The 17,044-nt window shown below is 49.0% G+C and carries 17 protein-coding genes; 7 read left to right on the top strand and 10 right to left on the bottom strand.

All coding sequences use genetic code 11. From position 1 onward, the window contains the following. From ACJAZW_RS12485 to acs, 4 genes are all read right to left on the bottom strand, one after another. Nucleotides 1-2,733, bottom strand: a 2,733-nt coding sequence (locus ACJAZW_RS12485; RefSeq protein WP_415158578.1) for an EAL domain-containing protein, incomplete at its 3' end; no start/stop codon positions are given. Between the two features lie 110 nt (nt 2,734-2,843). Further along, a complete protein-coding gene (locus ACJAZW_RS12480; protein WP_415158576.1) occupies nt 2,844-3,968 on the bottom strand; it encodes a FecR domain-containing protein in 1,125 nt (374 codons plus the stop codon). 198 nt (nt 3,969-4,166) lie between these two features. Then, nucleotides 4,167-5,108, bottom strand: coding sequence for a FecR domain-containing protein (locus tag ACJAZW_RS12475; RefSeq protein ID WP_415158574.1), 942 nt, complete (start codon nt 5,106-5,108; stop codon nt 4,167-4,169). Between the two features lie 166 nt (nt 5,109-5,274). Next, nucleotides 5,275-7,218: an acetate--CoA ligase gene (acs, locus tag ACJAZW_RS12470; RefSeq protein WP_415158572.1), complete on the bottom strand. Its 1,944-nt coding sequence runs from the start codon at nt 7,216-7,218 to the stop codon at nt 5,275-5,277. 274 nt (nt 7,219-7,492) lie between these two features. On the opposite strand from acs, the gene ACJAZW_RS12465 reads away from it, so the two are divergent. Beyond that, complete coding sequence (locus ACJAZW_RS12465; RefSeq protein WP_415158570.1) at nt 7,493-8,080, top strand: GNAT family N-acetyltransferase; 588 nt, start codon at nt 7,493-7,495, stop codon at nt 8,078-8,080. A 12-nt stretch (nt 8,081-8,092) separates the two neighbouring features. After that, entirely contained in the window at nt 8,093-8,326 is a 234-nt protein-coding gene (locus tag ACJAZW_RS12460; RefSeq protein ID WP_415158568.1) for a hypothetical protein, read from the top strand. Here the strand turns inward: ACJAZW_RS12460 and ACJAZW_RS12455 are convergent. From ACJAZW_RS12455 to ACJAZW_RS12440, 4 genes are all read right to left on the bottom strand, one after another. Further along, nucleotides 8,316-9,443: a lipid II:glycine glycyltransferase FemX gene (locus ACJAZW_RS12455; protein ID WP_415158566.1), complete on the bottom strand. Its 1,128-nt coding sequence runs from the start codon at nt 9,441-9,443 to the stop codon at nt 8,316-8,318. The genes ACJAZW_RS12460 and ACJAZW_RS12455 overlap by 11 nt on opposite strands. Before the next feature lie 176 nt (nt 9,444-9,619). Beyond that, complete coding sequence (gene nagB / locus ACJAZW_RS12450; RefSeq protein ID WP_415158564.1) at nt 9,620-10,402, bottom strand: glucosamine-6-phosphate deaminase; 783 nt, start codon at nt 10,400-10,402, stop codon at nt 9,620-9,622. A gap of 75 nt (nt 10,403-10,477) precedes the next feature. Then, nucleotides 10,478-11,257 carry a GntR family transcriptional regulator gene (locus tag ACJAZW_RS12445; protein WP_415158562.1) on the bottom strand — a complete coding sequence of 260 codons (780 nt, stop codon included), beginning with the start codon at nt 11,255-11,257 and terminating at the stop codon, nt 10,478-10,480. A 143-nt stretch (nt 11,258-11,400) separates the two neighbouring features. Then, nucleotides 11,401-12,039, bottom strand: coding sequence for a helix-turn-helix domain-containing protein (locus ACJAZW_RS12440; RefSeq protein ID WP_415158560.1), 639 nt, complete (start codon nt 12,037-12,039; stop codon nt 11,401-11,403). 185 nt (nt 12,040-12,224) lie between these two features. Between ACJAZW_RS12440 and ACJAZW_RS12435 the strand changes: the two genes are divergently transcribed. The 4 genes from ACJAZW_RS12435 (at nt 12,225) to ACJAZW_RS12420 (ending at nt 15,033) form a co-directional block, all read left to right on the top strand. Next, nucleotides 12,225-12,659, top strand: coding sequence for a GAF domain-containing protein (locus tag ACJAZW_RS12435; RefSeq protein WP_415158558.1), 435 nt, complete (start codon nt 12,225-12,227; stop codon nt 12,657-12,659). 112 nt (nt 12,660-12,771) lie between these two features. Continuing rightward, nucleotides 12,772-13,596 (top strand): mechanosensitive ion channel family protein, encoded by an 825-nt coding sequence (locus ACJAZW_RS12430; protein ID WP_415158556.1) that lies wholly within the window; start codon nt 12,772-12,774, stop codon nt 13,594-13,596. A gap of 76 nt (nt 13,597-13,672) precedes the next feature. Further along, on the top strand, nt 13,673-14,050 hold the full coding sequence (locus tag ACJAZW_RS12425) for a MerR family transcriptional regulator (protein ID WP_415158554.1): 378 nt from the start codon (nt 13,673-13,675) through the stop codon (nt 14,048-14,050). Next, the gene (locus ACJAZW_RS12420) at nt 14,047-15,033 is read left to right on the top strand and encodes an aldo/keto reductase (protein WP_415158552.1); all 987 of its coding nucleotides are present in this window, start codon (nt 14,047-14,049) and stop codon (nt 15,031-15,033) included. Before ACJAZW_RS12425 ends, ACJAZW_RS12420 begins: the two co-directional genes overlap by 4 nt. A gap of 43 nt (nt 15,034-15,076) precedes the next feature. Here the strand turns inward: ACJAZW_RS12420 and ACJAZW_RS12415 are convergent, their stop codons facing one another. Then, entirely contained in the window at nt 15,077-15,829 is a 753-nt protein-coding gene (locus ACJAZW_RS12415) for a GNAT family N-acetyltransferase (protein WP_415158550.1), read from the bottom strand. Nucleotides 15,830-15,972: 143 nt separating this feature from the next. Further along, nucleotides 15,973-16,293, bottom strand: coding sequence for a hypothetical protein (locus ACJAZW_RS12410; protein ID WP_415158548.1), 321 nt, complete (start codon nt 16,291-16,293; stop codon nt 15,973-15,975). A gap of 147 nt (nt 16,294-16,440) precedes the next feature. Here ACJAZW_RS12410 and ACJAZW_RS12405 point away from each other — a divergent pair. Further along, nucleotides 16,441-17,044: hypothetical protein (locus tag ACJAZW_RS12405; protein WP_415158546.1), on the top strand; the 604-nt coding region annotated here is incomplete at its 3' end.

Raw genomic sequence — 17,044 nt, 5'->3', positions numbered from 1 at the left:
ATTGGATTGCGGTCGACCAAACAAAAAGCCTTGCCCAATGCCACAACCAGCCAAACGCAGCACCCAGGCTTGTTCAGCGGTTTCAATGCCCTCCGCAACAACACGTTTATTCATCGCCGAGGACAATGACAGTACCGACTGCACGATTGCCATGGACTGCTCGTCATCGGGCAGGTTTTTCACGAACGACCGATCAATTTTGACTTTATCAACCGGCAAACGGCTGAGATAACTCAAGGATGAATAGCCGGTGCCAAAATCATCCAACGCAACACCAACCCCCAACTCGACGATTTCATTGAGTGTTTGAATGAACTTGTCCTGCTTGGTAACAAACACGCTCTCGGTGATTTCAATGTCTAACCGATCAACAGGGAGTTTGGAAATTTCGAGCGCGTGTTTGATCGCGGCAACGACATCGCCATACTCAAATTGGACGGCAGAAACATTCACCGCCAATTTGCCCGGCTTTGGCCATTCCATCGCGTCGATACATGCCTTTTCAAGCACCCAGCGGCCGATTTCAATAATCATGCCACTGTCTTCAGCAACAGAAATAAACCTATCAGGGTGCACCGTGCCCATCTCAGGATGTTGCCAACGCACAAGGGCCTCTGCGCCAACGCACAGGCCTGTAATCATGTCCACTTGCGGCTGATATTGAAGATAGAGCTGGTCATGGGCGACGGCATCCAACAAGGCCATTTCGACACGCTGGCGTTCGTGGATACGGTCATTAAGCTCGGGTTTAAACAAGAAATAGCTATTGCCCGGTATATCCTTGGCTTCGGACAATGCCATATCTGCGTGTGAGATCAACACATCGGGCTGGAAGCCTGAATTATTGGTGTCGGTCATGCCAATGCTGACGCCAATCAAGGCCCGATGACCGTTAAAGGTATATGGCTTGGTCATAGCGGTTATCAGTTTTTCGGCAAAAACATTGAGTTCTTCAACTGTCATCAGCTGTGGAAATGCCGCAGCAAATCTGTCTGCGCCCAACCGGGAAACACAGTACAAACCAAAATCGCTCATGCGTTTGGCGGCTTCTATCAGCACACCATCGCCCGCCGCATGGCCAAGCGTCTCATTAATGTTCTTAAATCGATCCAAATCCAGCAACACCAGCATCAGCGGTTGCTGATTGGATGCGCTTTCCCCAATAAATGCCGCAACTTCTTCTTCAAGGCGAGGACGCGTGAAAGCGCCTGTTAATTGATCATGGTTTGCCAAATAGTCCATGCGCTTTTGGTGATTGTGGCGATGGGTAATGTCCCTGAATGTCAGACAAGCAACAAAATCATCAACGCTATTTTTTGCGTTTATGTCATCCAATTTGCTTATACGTGACACGGTAACCGAATATTCAATGACCAATTCATGCTCGCCGGATTCACCATGACCCAACACATATGTTTCCGGCGTTGACGGGCGCTCTTGCTGCCTTTTTGCCTGATCCAGTGCCGCAACGACATCTTGAAATAGTTTCTTGGGCAAGATTGAACTGCTAGACCCGACTAAAGATTGCCCGAGCCCCAATATTTGCTGTGCAGGCCCACTAGCTGCAAGAATTTCGAGTTCGTTATCAATAATGACAACCCCGTCAAAATTGTCCGCAATCACCCGGTCGAGTATTGTTTGCATGCGCGAATTTTCACCCGAAACGCGGCGGACAATTAGCCGTTGAATATCCATCGCCTCAAGAACTTTTAGAACGTAGGTCAGTGCCAAAGCCACATGAAACCAGAAAGTCTGTGAAAGGATCAACAAATACGCTTGGGCGACGGCTGCACTAAATTCGACGAGCAGCGCAACACCGATGAAGACAAACGCCAATAGAATTATTGGTGGCCGCCGCAACCTTGCTACAAAAAAAGCAAATACCAAGAAAAACAGCCACGCGAACGTCGCCCCACCATCAAATAGTTCACGGTTCTGAAGTCTGGTTTCGGCGGCAAGCACCTGCACCAATGGCCCGGGAATTCTGCCATATCTTGGCACTTCCAGCAGATCACCCAGCTCCAGCGCTGATGCGCCGACAATGACTTTTTTTCCTTCAACACGATTGGGATCAACTTGCCCGCCCAACAAATCTATCAGCGAAATTCTGTCGATTTGAGATACGTCCAGCGCATAATCAATATAGTAAAAATTCTTGTTGGATTTTTCCGGTTTTGGTGAAAAAACTGTCGGCAAAGATGGAATTAAGCGATCCTCAATCATGCCATATTTGGTAAAATCCCAAACCAGACCATCACTACCCGTTTCAACATTCACCAATGCCATTTCTGAAAAGTCGCGAAAAAGCGGCAAGGGCAAGCTTGTGATCAACTCAAGTTGGCCGTTTGTATCAAACCCCACTTGTTGCAAGGCAGCCAAATACGTAAAACCGCCAGCGCGGTCCAATGCATCAGCAAACGTTTGGTCGTTTTCAGGGCTGGAACGACTGGAAAAATCTACATCAAACGCAATCTCAAATGCACCAAACTCAACCAGTTTATCAAGAACGCCGGCATAAACCCATCGTGGCCATGGCCACTGACCAACTTGCTGCAAGCTGCGGGCGTCAATATCGACGAAGACGATCTCCCCAGAGGTGTCAACCTTGTGCTGCTCAAACCGCCACTCTTTAAATGTATTGTCGATGCCGCTAAAAAAACCGCTTTGGCTGGCCAAGAACGCAGCAATCCCCAGCAGAAAAATCGCAGCGAAATTTTTCAGGGATGGGCGCATGAAGCAAGGCTACTCATCTAAACATAAAACTAGGGCGTCATAATGCAACAATTGCGTTACGACGCCCTTAACTGGCAAAAACAAGGCACGGATTCTAATTAGTCACCGTCCTATTTGTCTTTCTTGTCTTTCTTGTCACCACCAAGAACACTGGCAACGCTGTCCAACACCTCGTCTACTGCGCCACCAGAGTCTTCATCTTTAGCCGCGTCCTTTTCAGCTTTATCTGCAGCCTTTTCAGCATCCTTTTCTGCTTTATCCGCATCTTTGGCGGCGTCCTTGGCTGCTTTATCCGCATCTTTGGCGGCATCCTTGGCTGCTTTGTCATTGGCAGCAGCATCCTTGGCGGCTTTTTCTGCAGCAGCTATCGATGCCTCGTCGCCACTTTTCTTCGCGTCTTTTAGCGCCTGATCCGCCGCCTTCTTTTCCGCTTTGGCTTGTTCTGCTTCTGCTCCAGCCTTTGCCGCGTCTTGTGATTTCACATCACCAGATTTCTGTGCGGCTTTAAGTTCTTGTTCAATAGCATCGTTGCGATCAGCTTTTGTCAGCGATGCACCTTGTTGATCGGCAACCTTTTCCAATGCCGCCAGTTTAATTGGCGCATTTGGCCGTGCTTTCTCGACTTTTTTCACAATCTCTTTAACTGACAAAATCTTGTTGGTGGCGGTTGATCGAATAGGTTCCTTTGCGCCCTGCCCTTCAACACTCAAAACAGGCTTATCGCTCATGTTTAAGTTGACCTTTTGACGAGGTTTAACATCCACCTTCATGCCAGTCTTTTCGTCCCGCGCTTCCACACGACCGCGCTCAACGTCAATTGAAGCTGCACCATTATTGGACGTCACGGTGAACTTAGTTCCCTTCACCACAGCCGCTAACAAAGGGGCGCGCACTTCAAAATGCTGCACATTCCGCTTTTCAACATCAACGGTTATCGTGCCGAAATCCTGCGAGACCACTGTCCGTTTGGCACCCTCTTTGTCTGAAATGCGAATTCGGGTGTCCCCCCGAATATCAATAGTTTCTGTGCCCCGCGCAAAAAGGACGCGCGCGCCTTTTGCAGTCTGAATTGCACTATCATCTGAAACAACATGTCCACGTTGTATTTGAACCCACTCGCCGCTTTGGAAAACAAAAACGCCACCGCGCAGTTTTTTGGCGACCCATTCATCGGCCAATGCTGCGCTGCTCATAGCAACGATCACGAGGATGATACTAAAGATTTGCTTCATCATTTCTGGCCCCTGCAAATGTGATTTTTCCCGATAGTCGGGCTTACCCATATTGTCGGCGGTCGAGGTAAACAAAGCGATTAACGCGCGGGTAAAACCACATTTGGCGTAAACGAGACATTAAAAAGGCGCCAAGACAAAGCCTTGACGCCTTTATGTATTTGGTCACACGAAACCTAGACCAACTGGCGAGACCCAGTTCTAACCGTTCTTGCCCGAGTTCCCGTTGCCATTTCCATTGTTGGCGGAATTGCCGTTGTTGCCAGCGTTCCCATTGCCATTTCCATTATTACCGGAATTGCCGTTTTCGCTATTGCCAGCGTTCCCGTTGCCATTTCCATTATTACCGGAATTCCCGTTTTCGCTATTGCCAGCGTTCCCGTTGCCATTGCCGTTATTTCCACTATTGCCGGAATTGCCGGAGTTGCTGTTATTGTCGGAGTTTCCATTGCCATTGCCGTTATTGCCAGAATTCCCATTTTCGTGATTGCCGGCGTTTCCATTGCCATTATGGTTGGCTTTACTGACCAGCGCAGCAATCTCCAAACCCTTTACGGCATTGCCAGTTTGGGTATCAACGATCTCTTCAATTTCACCACGGCCCGTAACCGATAGTGGATTTTCGCCTGTATCGTCTGAACTTGCAGATTGGTTCGGCTTCACGTCGACTTTGAAGCGGCGAGAGTTGTCGGATACTTGAACCACGCCACGAAGCACAGCCACACTGGCTTGGCCGTTACGAGCCACAACTTTGAATTTGGTACCTTTTACAACAGCAGCGAGCAAAGGTGTGCGCACTTCGAAATGCTCAACATTTCTTTTTTCGACATCCACAATCAATTCACCGAAATTCTGGGTAATGATTGTGCGGGTGGCACCGTCAGGGTCTGATATTTTGATCCATGTGTCCGCGCCTATGCTCATACTTTCGTTTCCGCGGACAAGAAAAACGCGCGCGTATTTTGTCGTGCGGATCGACGTATATTCCGAAATGGTCTCGCCGCGCTCTAATTGTTGCCATTCGCCGTCAACCAAATATAAGACTGAGCCGCGCAGTTTATCAACTTTCCATTCGCCCGCAAATGCGCCAAGTGTGGACAACAGGGCAAACATTATCGCCATTGATAATCTATTGAAGTGCATTTTTGCCACCTGAGGTTGAAATAGGTAATTTCCCCCATTCTCGTAGCAACATCAAAAGCAATAGTTAACAGGCAAGAAAACCAACATATTGACTTAAGAAACCGTTAAAAAAATTGGGCGTCACCAACTCAATCAGCGACGCCCAAAAATGCAAATCGGCAACTATCTATCTGTTTTGACGATTTTCGATCAAGTCATCGACAACACTTGGATCTGCTAATGTTGAAATATCGCCAAGAGCGCCATAATCATTCTCGGCAACTTTGCGCAAGATACGACGCATGATTTTGCCAGATCGGGTTTTGGGCAATCCCGGTGCGAATTGCATCAGGTCAGGTGAAGCAATCGGACCGATCTCTTTTCGGACCCAGTTGCGCAATTCAACCTTAAGCGCGTCGCTTTGCTCTTCACCCGCCATCAAGGTGACATAACAATATATACCCTGCCCTTTAACGTTGTGCGGGTAACCAACCACCGCAGATTCAGAGACTTTAGGATGCGCAACGAGTGCACTCTCAATTTCCGCTGTACCCATCCGATGTCCAGAAACGTTCAGCACATCATCCACACGGCCGGTGATCCAATAGTAGCCATCCTTGTCACGTCGACAGCCGTCACCCGAGAAGTAATAGCCTTTATAGTCCGAGAAATATGTCTTTGCGAACCGAACATGATCACCATAGATCGAGCGCATTTGCCCCGGCCAGCTGTCCTTGATGCACAACACACCTTCGGCTTCGATTGTCGTGATTTCTTTTCCCGTGGTTGGGTCAAGAATAACAGGCTGTACGCCAAAGAACGGCAATGTGGCAGAGCCTGGTTTAGTCGCAATTGCGCCGGGCAATGGCGTTAAAAGATGTCCACCCGTTTCGGTTTGCCACCATGTATCAACAATCGGGCACCTACCTTTACCAACAACTTCATTGTACCAGTTCCAAGCTTCCGGGTTGATCGGCTCACCCACTGTGCCAAGAATACGTAAGGATGAAAGGTCACACTTTTCAACATACTGATTGCCCGCGCCCATCAAGGCGCGAATGGCCGTTGGTGCGGTATAGAACTGATTGACTTTATGCTTTTCGCAAACTTGCCAGAACCGTGAAGCATCTGGATAGTTTGGCACACCTTCAAACATCAGTGACGTCGCGCCATTGGCCAACGGCCCATAGATAATGTAGCTATGCCCGGTAACCCAACCCACATCCGCCGTACACCAAAAAATATCACCATCATGGTAGTCGAACGTGTATTCATGGGTCATCGCCGCATAAACAAGATAACCGCCAGTTGTGTGCAACACACCCTTTGGTGTGCCCGTTGAACCCGATGTATAAAGAATAAATAGCGGGTCTTCGGCATTCATGCGCTCAGGTTTACAAAACTCATCTGCGTCCGTTGCGGCTTCATGCCACCAAATGTCGCGCCCACCTTTCATGGCAATTTGACTGCCCGTATTCTCGACGACCAGAACTTTTTCAATGCCCAGTGCGTGTTTTGCCGCCTCATCCACATTGGCTTTCAAGGGAATGGTTTTGCCACCACGCCGACCTTCATCAGCCGTAATCACCACCGTTGATTTACAATCTGTGATGCGCCCTGCAAGGGCTTCTGGCGAGAACCCGGCGAACACGATTGAATGCACCGCACCGATACGCGCGCAAGCCAACATCGCATATGCCGCTTCAGGGATCATCGGCAAATAGATCGTAACCCGGTCGCCTTTTTGCACACCAAGGCTGCGCAACACATTGCCAAATCGGGATACCCGACGGTGCAATTGCGCATAAGTGATGTGCATATCCGTGCCAGGTTCATCACCTTCCCAAATCAGTGCGGTTTGATCCGCGCGGCTTGGCAAATGGCGATCGATGCAGTTCACCGAAACATTCAGCTCACCATCTTCATACCATTTGATGGACAAATCAGCCTGATCAAAACTCGTGTTTTTGATCTTTGTTGGCTCCCGCATCCAATCAAGGCGTTTCGCCGCATCGCCCCAAAAACCATCAGGGTCATTGACCGAACGCGCATACATTTCTTTGTATTTGTCTGCATCGATTAGGGCGTTGGAGACAATCTCTTTTGGTGGTTGATAAATGCCGTCACTCATGGCGCCACTCCTCCTCATTTTAAAGTCTACTAACTAGGGCATTTCTGCCGGACTTACGGTCGGCGACGAAAAACACACCGTCACACGTTGTCCCCACAACACCGTGCTCAAATGGCTAAAGGGTTGACTGCGCTGGGTCAATATCTGTTGGCATCTTTTTGGTCCTGTTGCCCATAAAAGCACCATATTTGCGACAGTATTCGCAAAGAAACCAATCTGAAAGGTCAAAGCGCTACATTTCGCACAACAATTCTAAGCAGAGATTTATCAAGATATGACAGCAGAAGAACAATTGCCAACCGATACCGCAGGCCCGGCCGGACGCGCCGATCTGGATTGGTTATTGGCCAATGTCCACCAAGCCATTGATGAACTTGATTTTTACAATGATGAGTTCAAGGCATTTGAGAAACAGCGGGTGAGCGCCAACTTCGTGCGGGCGCTTTTTGATTATGACCCGCATCACCTGCTGGTCTTACGCAAAAATGGCGAACGCGCCGGGTTTATGATTTCAGGTCCCGATAACGGCGTTGTGTTCCTTTATTGGTCGTACATCTTGCCAAGGTTTCGCAATTCAAAACTCGCCATTGTCGGCAATAATTTCTTCAAACAATATTTCGACAATGGCAATTGGCACAAACTGTCCACATTTACCCGCTCGGACAATCGTACGGCTTTGATCATACTCAAACGCTTTGGCTGGACAGAAGTGGCACGGCTTGAAAAGCATATTTTTGGCGAAGATTATATGATTTTTGAAATCGCAACGGAAAAAACCATCCCCGGCTACAAACCATTTATTGTGCAAGGCCGATTTGGTCGCCTCAAGCAAAACTTAAAGCGAATATTTTCAAAAAAATGAGGGAGATTGATCGTGATTGACTTTGTCCAAAAAGCTTATAGACCGGCAGTTGTGAGGCGTGCAGCAATCATGGCCATAATCGTTGGGGTCATCATTGCCATCATCAATTATTTCGACAAGATGATGGTGGGCTCGTTATCGTCCGGCGACGTCACAAAGATCATTTTCACATTTTTGGTACCGTACGCGGTCTCCACCGTTTCCTCGGTCCTTGCGATCAATGAGACACAAAGAGCTAGGCGTTAGGCCCTGCAGACTTGCGCGACTTTATCCAGCGCATGACTTGGGCTTTAACATCGCGGACCAAAAACAGCCCGTTGCCCAACAAACGTGGCAGCATCCAGTGCGCATAATTCATCACTTTTGGCACGGTAGACACAACACCAGCTTTACCAACCATGCCATTTTTAAACTGATGTAGCCCCAAAAACCCGTCCGTACCGCCAAGATCATACCACTTGATCCGGTCTTGGCGCGCCAACCAGCGCATGATTTCCCAATGCATAAAATATCCAGCCCGCAACGGCAGCGCTTGATCGTTGGTCGCACCGTATAAATAGACCGCTGTGTCACCTGCGGTAAAAATAATACCACCCGCAACCGGCTCACCCTCGTGATGAACCAAAAATAGCTCTGGGCGCGCGCTGTCTTCGATATTGTCCATCAAGTGATGCAATGAATCAAAGGCTGAATAGTCTGGAAACTGCTTACGATCCGTCATCGCCCGGTAAAGCTCATAAAAAACCGGCAATCGCGACATATCGCAATGCTCAAATTCAAGGCCGTTTTTCTCGCTCTTCTTCAAATGAGAACGCCACTTCTGGCCAAAACTTGCGCGCATTTCATCATCGTCAACATGTACATTGACGAAATATCGGTTCGGATAGGGCAAACCAGATCCAGGCTTAAAATTGCGAGCCAATAATTGCTCTGCAGCAAAATTGCTTTCAGCGGGCCGTGGGCGCGGCAAAATGGAAAGCATCATCCGCGATGACACCGCATATTTTTGCACCAGCATTTCGATGACTTGATCATGTATCAGCTCTGCATTTTCAGCAGCGGCGTCCAAAATCACTGGCCCCCATTTGCAGACAGCCAAACCACCCAAGCCCAATGGCGCTGAACGGTGCATCATCAAACAACCAGCAACCAACTGGTCCCCCAGTTTGAAATGCAGGCAATCAATGTTCATCTGCGGCCAACGCTCTGCTGCAAACACATTCATTTGTTCTTGGCAAATATTATCAAATAGATGCGCTTTTTGATCCCATTGCTGCGGCGAGATCATTACCAACTCAAATGGATCAACCGTAACGGGATCAGCTAAATTGTTGGTCATCATTTTTGCGGTCATATCTGCCATGACAAACTGGTTCGCCTCTAAGAGTATAGCGCTTCACGCTACTGCATTGTGAACTTCAAAACTCGATGAATAAGAGCCCTAAAAGGAATAATTTGAAGTAAATTCGAAACAACAAACCCCGCCCTCTTTTGAGAACGGGGTTTCCAATTGCTTAACATGCAAAGCCGCAGCAATGCCTAAATCTGCTCCAGCGCCTGGTGGCGTGTCTCCGCCCAAATCGCATAATCTTTCATGTTCAACAATTCAGCAGCCGCTTCGTCTACAACAACAATTGCATGCTCATGCAACTGCAACGCAGATGCTGGGCACGAGGCGGATACGGGGCCCTCAACACATCCCTTCACGGCTTCAGCCTTGTGCTTGCCCGTTGCCAACAACACCGCTTGCTTGGCGTCCAATATCGTGCCGATGCCCATGGTCATTGCGTCTGTCGGTTGGCGCTCATCCGGTCCAAAAAAGCGAGAATTTGCCTCAATCGTCGATTTTGTAAGCGTCTTGACCCGTGTGCGTGATGCAAGACTTGATAGCGGTTCGTTAAACCCAATATGGCCATTGATGCCGATGCCCAACAATTGCAAATCGATGCCCCCAGCAAGCGCAATCATCTCCTCGTAGCGCATACATTCATCATTGGGGTTCCGCGCAATTCCATTTGGCACAAAAGTACGTTTATGATCGATATCAATATGATCAAACAACTGCTCATTCATGAAATAGCGATAGCTTTGATTGTGAGCGCCGCTTAACCCAACATATTCGTCCAAGTTAAAACTTGTCGCCTGCGCAAAACTGAATTCGCCAGCATTTTGACGAGAAATCAGCTTTTTATACATTGATGTGGGGGAAGAACCGGTGGCCAGCCCCAAAACACTTTTTGGGTTTTGAGTAAGTTGACGCGCAAACAAATCGCAGGCGAATTCTGCCACGTCGTCAGAGTTTGGAAGAATAACAAGACGCAAGGGAATTGCTCCATGTGATGATTGTGAACTTTAAACGCCAAAGCGATACATAGCCGCTCTGGTCGTTTGTATTATTTAGATGTCATCGCCAACATCGGTTGAATAGATGTAGCGGTCGCCCCGATAATAGGAATGTGTGAATTCCACTGGCTTGCCGCTGCGATCAAACGAGGTCCGCTCCATATCAAGGATCGCAGACCCCTTTTCAACGCCCAAATAGCCACCCAATTCTTTGTCGCAGTTGGTCGCTTTAATCGATTGCCGCGCTTTAACTGGCCTAAAGCCGCGCGCATCCAGATGCGCATATAGGCTGTCACCCTCTTCAACGGCATCAGCATCAATTGCCTCAAGCGGGAAATAGGCGTGTTCATATGCCATGATGCTCCCGTCCGCATATCTTATGCGACGAAAACACGAAACACGCATATGGGGGGCAACGCCCAACGCTTCACTTACTTCAGCGATTGGGGCCACAAGCCCCTTGAACACCAATTGCGAACTTGGCTCCATACCGCGATTTCGGATATCTTCGGAAAATCCATTGAGAAATTTCAACGACTTTTCAAGCGATTGCGGCCGATTGCGCGGTACATATGTCCCCAGACCTCGTTTTTGCACCAATTGACCAGCATCAAGCAACGGTTTGAAAGCACGGCGAATTGTGACGCGGCTTAACCCTAGCTTTTCAGAAAGTTCCCGCTCGGCCAGCAAAAACTCTCCGGCGGTCAGTATGCCGTTCATGATGGCCTGCCGTAAGGCTTCCGCCAACAGCTCATACCGGACGCCAGGGCGCTCGAGTGCAGTCTTGAGGAACACGATCAAGTCCGGTCGAGTTGTCTCATCAAGGCTAGTCATAAGCAGGGCACCCTCTTGAATTGCTTGTGAGCACATCAGTTCGCGATTGGAATCACCAACTCAATGCGCACCATACCCATCAAATACCAATACACGACCTAATTTGCAACCAACAATACCTAAGCGCAAACGACCAGCAAAATCTACTTTGCCGAGGCACCATTTCTAAAAATCGGGACTGTGCCTGTCCACAGAATGCGGCAAACACCATCACGTACATTTTCCCAGCTATGGGTGCGCGTTGAGCGGAAGTGAAGACTGTCGCCGACCCCAAGAATGACTTTCTCATTCTCAACATAAGTCACCACTTCACCTTCAAGAATATAGATTATCTCTTCGCCTTCATGGCTCACTTGCTCCGACTTGTAGCCGGCAGGGACCGCAATGATGAATGAAGATAAGGCTTTGCCCGCAAAGTCTGCACCCAAGCGCTCGTATCTAAGGGAAGAATCATCGACAGAGAAGCTTTCACGCTCTCCCTGCCTTGTGCGGCCACGATGTACGGCTGGGGATGAGACGAAGAACTCCATCTCCACATCCAACCCTTTAGAAATCATCGACAGCGCGCCAAGTGATGGTGTGGCTTGGTCGCGTTCGACCTGCGACAAAAAACCAACCGACAAATTCGCCAGCTTTCCCAACTCTTTGAGCGTCATATTCATGGCACGCCGTCGTTCACGAATAAGCGCGCCAACCAGCGGTGACCCAGATTTTTGCTGACGGCGCAGCCCAGCATCCGAGGCCATAAATTCCATTGTTTGATCTAAGTTGGCATTGATCATGTCAGCTATTCCTGCCCGTCGTTCCCTCGCAAGTGCAAATGTGTGTTTACACCAGCGCCTCCAGCTCCCTAAATACGCATTGATTCTCAAAGACGTATTTTCAAAAAACGCAATTCGGTTCGCTTAAACCAAACTGCAAGCAAACGCGACCAAAAATCGTAAAAACAACATATTTGGAGCAAATTTTGCCGATTTCGGACCAATTAGATACCCAATATCCACAAAGCGCTTACGAAAAATTGGCCCGTTCAGCGCGCCGGTCACCCGGCTTTATACTATTAACAATTATGGAACTGGACCTTAGCGCTGGTCTGGCCCGTCGGTCATATTCGTCTGATCAAGACACATATCCAACAACGGGCACCAAACCTATTATCATCAACCAATGGTTCCAAGACGTCATTGAAGCGCAAAAGCCCTTCGTTGCCAACCACCCAGACCAAATGGGCGATCAGTTTCCAGACCTTGATGTGATCCAGCGAATAGGCTGCGGGTCAATTGTCAACGTACCGATCGTGAAAAATGGAAAGACAATCGCTGTGATCAATATTTTGCACAAGGAAGGGTATTTCACCCCATCGCGGTATGCAGCAGCATGTGCACTCGCAAGCCTTTTATAGCCGACCCGCTCTGTCGCTTAAGTCTTTTCCTTAACCTGGCTTGACTTCACAACTTGCATGTCCATGTTAGTGGCAAAACCAAACAAGATCATCCAAAAGGGATTTCATATCCATGGAACTGCCACAGTTTACAACCGCCACCCTTGAATGGGTAAATGGCTACGGCACCAGCATTCTGATTGCGCTTGTTGTTCTCGTCCTTGGCTGGATTTTAGGCAAATGGCTGGCAGCTCTCATCGTGAAATTGCTACCCAACACCAAAGCCTTTGACGACACAGTTGCGCCCATGTTTGGCGAATTGGTCCGCTACGGGGTCATCATTACAGCGATTGTGATTGCTTTAAGTGGCCTTGGCGTGCAGACCGCTTCGATAATCGCCATAATTGGTGCGGCGGGCTTGGCGATCGCTTTGGCGTTGCAGGGCACGCTTTCCAACATTGCAGCTGGCGTGATGATTATCTGGTTACGCCCGTTTAATGTGGGCGACTATATTGAATCAAGTGCGGTGAGTGGCACTGTAAAACGCGTTGGATTGTTTGCAACCCGCCTGCGCACCCTAGACGGCCTTTTTGTCTTTACGCCAAACGCCAAGATCTGGGACGCCACAATCACCAACTACAACAAAGAACTCACGCGGCGGCTCACATTTAAAGTCGGTATTGACTATAAGGCCGACATCGACCTCGCGCGCAAAGTGCTCTTAGACGTCGCAAGCGCTGATGAGCGCGTGTTGAGTACCCCTGAACCTGTTGTTTATGTCATGAATTTGGGCGCAAGTTCGGTGGATTTGGAGTTGCGTGCTTGGACACGCACTTCAGACAGTTGGGACACCCGCATGGCCATCAATGAGGCTGGAAAGAAAGCCCTCGACAAGGCGGGCGTTGAAATCCCCTTCCCCCATATGCGCATTGTCGCCCCCGAACTCGCACCAAAATAATTTTGCGTGCGCTCTTGACCTGGAGCAGCTCCAACACCCTATTGAACTGAGATAGTCAGATTAAGAGGGTAACCAGATGAATATTGGTGAAGCAGGAAAAAAGAGCGGTCTATCTCCCGATACGATCCGGTTCTATGAAAAACGTGGCCTGATCCTTTCGACAAAACGCGACGAAAAAGGCCATCGCTATTATGCCGAAAACGATGTGGGGTGGTTGGGTCTGCTCGCCTGTCTGCGTGGAACGGGTATGCCATTATCCGAAACCGAAACGTTCACCCGTCTGGTCCAAGACGGCAATCACACGGTTCCGGACCGCATTGAATTGCTTGAAAGCCACCGTGAACGGTTGGCGCAAAAACGCGCAGAACTTGATGCGTATGAAAATCATTTGAACGAAAAAATCGCCTACTACAATTCCGTCCTAGAAAAACAAACCAACGAGGCCGCACAATGACCAAGCCAGCAATTACAATTTGGAGCGGCGAAACAATCCCACGCCTGGGCTTTGGCTGTTGGGCCATCGGTGGCCCATTTTGGGCTGACGCCATTCCCGTTGGTTGGGGTGTCGTTGACGACAATGAGTCAAAGCAAGCGATTGGGGCAGCCCTGGATGCGGGTATCCAATTTTTTGATACCGCCGACGTCTATGGCGCGGGCCACTCCGAAAGGATCGTTGGCGAAGCGCTCAAGGGCCGCAACGATATATTTGTTGCGACCAAATTTGGCAATCAGTTCAATGAAGAAAATAAGCAAATCACGGGCAAAGGCGCGGACCGCAGCTACATCCGCAAAGCCGTGCAAGCGTCCCTGCGTCGCTTGCAGCGCGATGTGATCGATCTATATCAATTGCACATTGACGATCTGGATGGCGCACAAGCCCAAGAAACCCAGGCGGCTCTGGAAGAGCTTGTTAAAGAAGGCCTAATCCGGGGTTATGGTTGGTCGAGCGATCACCCAAACCACTCACGCCAATGGATCGGCGGTAAAAACTATCGCTCAATCCAGCACGACCTCAACCTGTTTACACCGGCAACCGAAACGCTCGCCATAGTAGATCAACACAATATGCTGTCGATCAACCGCGCACCATTGGCCATGGGCATGTTGGGCGGCACTTACAAAATCAACCATAGCTTTGGTGAGGACGACGTGCGCTCTGGCGGCGCGCCTTGGCTTAATAAGATGGGCAATGTTCGGGATGCAGACGATGCCCAAGCGCGGCTTGAAGGCATTCGTGAACTGCTCAAAACTGGTGGCCGCACGACAGCACAGGGTGCACTTGGATGGATTTGGGCGCATGCCGACAGGGCGTTGCCCATTCCCGGGTTCAGAACCGTCGCCCAGGCACAAGAAAATGCAGGCGCACTGCAATTTGGTCCGCTCAGTGTTGAGACGATCCAAGAAATTGACCAGCTCGTGCAAGGCGAATTGGGATAACCCAATTGTCGAGGCGGCAGCACTAGCTCGCCGCCTCGAATTGCTAGAGCCCAAGTTTTACGAAATCTTTGCGCAGCATATATGTGTAGGACAAAAATTTACCGTCAAGCGTTATGGCAAATGTGCCATACGGTGTAGGACACAGTTTGCGCAAATCAGCGGCGCTATCCATTTCAATTTGTGTGAATTCCCAACCTCGTTCATCCGCAAATGCTTTGCAATTGATCACAGCATCATCAATATATGGGCATTGATCAGTGCGATAAACCGCCATGCCGCTTGGCACCAGTTTTGCCTTGTTTTCGAAGTCACCGACGATATTTGGGATCGCCACACTTTCATCAAATCGCTTGACCATCAGGTCAAAGGGCTTCACTTGTTCAACGCTTTCAAAACCCCCTGCTTTGAGAATCTTGTTGTTGATTAACCAATTGCCAGAACTTGTGAGCGCGGCAACACCCGCATAGCCTTCTTGTTTCGCCTGATCTATCACATGCTGTAACAGGTATTTGCCGAAGCCTTTGCCTTTGCTTTTACCGACAACCCAAAGGCAATGGATCACCAAATAACGGCTGGCATTATCAATGCCGCGCCAAGCGAAATCACCCGGAATATATTCAACAAAACCGCGCTCACCGTCCCCGAGCAACCGCATTTGTAAGCCTTCGTTAAAGCGTTTTTTCAACCAAGCCATTTTCCGTTCATAGCCCGGCTTACCCTTTGCACTCATCTTGCAAAAGAACCGTGTTTTCTCAACGTTCTCGGCAGTTACTTCAATCAATTCAGGCATCGACATCACATTGCTCCCTCAAATAGATGGAGCAAGAATATCCAAATTCGAATGCCCTGCATTGCGAAGGATCAAGCGCAAAAAACGTCATGCACTCAATCTGTTCGAATGAGTACAATTTAGGGTCAGAACTCAATTCAGTCCAGACCCTAGGGTGACACGGTGCAAACAACGTCAAAAGAACCCCAATTCTCGCGAATATAGACGCTGTCATTGCGCTTTAATCTGTCTAGCGCAACACTAAGCGTTGATTCATGAGAATAATATTGGCGCCCGCAAAGTTTTCCGAACTCAACACAACCATTCGACCCAATTGCCCCACAAGCACTGCTTTGCGAGTAGAGTTTATAGGTGCTCGCGTTGTGCGCAAAATAATAGTCAGCGGTACCTGCATAGGCTGAACTGGCAAATCCTGCCGTTAGCACAACCACACTGCCCATCGCTGCCAACTTCATCACGGCCTTTTTCATATCAATCAGCTTTCTATGTTGGTGAACATGGAAGCAGAATAATTGTTTGAGACGCTGAAACAATTCATACAGATGTACGTGTTTACATCTGCGCTCCGCCAGGGATACGATCCACCAAAGCAATACTGCCTGCAAGAAAGAGAAGCCATGCACGATCAGACATTTCAGCTTGATCGTGTCACTTTGTTTGCCAAAACACCCAACAAGATTTTCTTGGGCCATATCGGTTCGTCGCTCGTATTAATCTACTTGGCGCTGCCGGTTTTGCCGCAATCGGTCATCATGGCCTGGGGCCTGTTAGAAGTCATCATCACACCCGTGTTGCTCTATCTTTTGGGGCAACGCGCGATCAAAGTGGTTGCCAACAAACTGCCAACCAAAAGCCTAGAAAATCAACTCGATGCGTTGATCGGTTTTATTGGTATCAGCTGGGGGTTATTTTTGGCGTTCAGCCTCAACCCAGATAACCCCGCCCATTTTGGCATGCAAATGGCAATTGCAGCGGGCGCGTCTGCGGCCTCAGTCAAATCCTTAGGCATATTTCGCCGCGCATTTTATCTCTACGAAATCCCCTTTATGACGCTGGTTGCAACAAGACTTTTCATCATTGGCGGCGACCATATCTGGTTGGGCATTTTAGTGTTGGTGTTCATGATCATGCTGTCCGGCTATGCCAAAGACACCTATGACGGCTTAACCGACTATTTTAATGTCAAACTGGAGAACCTAGATCTTGCGCTGAAATACAATC

The sequence above is a fragment of the Maritalea sp. genome, assembly GCF_047634455.1.
Classification (GTDB): Bacteria; Pseudomonadota; Alphaproteobacteria; order Rhizobiales; family Devosiaceae; genus Maritalea.
The sequence above is the reverse complement of the archived record's forward strand: the minus strand, read 5'-3'. Positions and strand labels throughout refer to the sequence as shown.